Genomic DNA, 1,507 nt, shown 5'->3' on the forward strand with positions numbered 1-1,507 from the left:
CTAGCAGCCTGTCGGACTTAACAGGTAGAGTCGCCTTTTGAGCGCTCTCAGGGGCGAAAAATAGCCATGTTTTGGTAAAAACGGCTTGTTTTCCTGGTGTTCCCCTTATTGCGGGCGCAGCACGGCCATCCGTTTGAGATTCCACGCCAGGCACACCAGGGTCCATTCACCCTGGACGTTCTGCAGCCCACGGGTCAGGAACTGACGAAAACCCATCACGGACTTGATGATCCCGAAGACCGGTTCGACGGTCTGCTTGCGCAGTGCATAGGCCGCCCGCCCGGCACGGGTCTTGAGTCGATGCGCCATGCGTTCGACCGGGCTTGCTTCGGGCGCCACCTCGCCTGGCTCGCTGAAGCGCTCTGACCAATGGGGGTGATGGTCCTCTCGCTTCATGGCGATCAACGGCACGATCTCGGCGTTCTCGTAGACCTCGACGTTGCGCTCACTGAAATAGCCGTTGTCGGCGACACATTCCTCGGGTTGGTTCAGCCCCTCGGGCAGTGCCTGCAAGCGTTCGACCATGGGCGCTACCTGCTCCTTATCGTTGGCGGCCTGGGTCACCTGTGCCACCATGACCAGCATGGACTCGGTATCGACGACGGCTTGGGCGTTGTAGCACTGCTCGAAGCCCCCGCCGGCGACGTGCATGAGGCGCGATTCGTCATCGGTGAGGTTGATCTGATCATCGGCGCGGGGTTCGGGCGAAGGGGCCTTGGGGGCTTTGCCACCGGGCTTGCGCCCACGGGTCGCCGCCTTGGCGGCGCGTGCGGCGAGCTTGGCCTCGTAGGCGGCCTGCTCGCGGGCGTAGCGCTCGGCGGCCCGCGCCTCGATCTGGTGCTTGGCCTCGGCGATCGCGGCGAGACGCGCTTCGCGGCGCTTCAGTTCCTCGGGGACGCTCATCCCTTGCGGGACGTTGCGACCATCGGCCTGCTCGGCCAAGGCCAGCAAATCCTGGACGTCGGCTTTCAGCTGCGCCTCAATGGCCTCGGCATGTCCGTATGACAGGGCGCTGTGACGGCTGGCGTTGGCGTGAATCTTCGTCCCGTCCAGGCTGACCCGTCCGAAGCGACTGAACTGGTTTTCGCGCGCGACCTCCAGCACCTGGATGAACACCGCTTCGAATTCCGCCCTGAAACGCCGCCGGAAGGTCGCCAGGGTGTCGTGATCGGGGTGCTGATTGCAGGCGATGAAGCGAAAGGCCACCGAATCATACGTGGCCAACTCGATCTGGCGGCTGGAGTAACAGCCCGTGGCGTAACCGTAGATCAATAGCGAGAGCATCATCGCCGGGTGATAGGGCGGGCTCCCGCGACCAGTGTAGGCTTGGACCAGGGCGCTCAGATCGAGCGCTTCCACCACTTCGACAATGTAGCGCGCCAGATGCCCCTCGGGCAACCAATCCTGTAACGACAGGGGTAACGCTAATGGGATGTCGCGATCGATCGGGCGGAAGCAGGGCATCGTCGTGGATCCTGAAAGGTGATCTCGGCAGTCTACCAAGCCG

General features: G+C 63.2%; 1 protein-coding gene. It reads right to left on the bottom strand.

All coding sequences use genetic code 11. The features are described 5' to 3' along the window. Window positions 1–105: 105 nt before the first annotated feature. A complete protein-coding gene (locus tag GJ668_RS19685) occupies window positions 106–1,464 on the bottom strand; it encodes an IS1182 family transposase (protein WP_155451776.1) in 1,359 nt (452 codons plus the stop codon). Between the last annotated feature and the right edge of the window lie 43 nt (window positions 1,465–1,507).

The sequence above is a fragment of the Allochromatium palmeri genome, from assembly GCF_009720725.1.
Classification (GTDB): Bacteria; Pseudomonadota; Gammaproteobacteria; order Chromatiales; family Chromatiaceae; genus Thermochromatium; species Thermochromatium palmeri.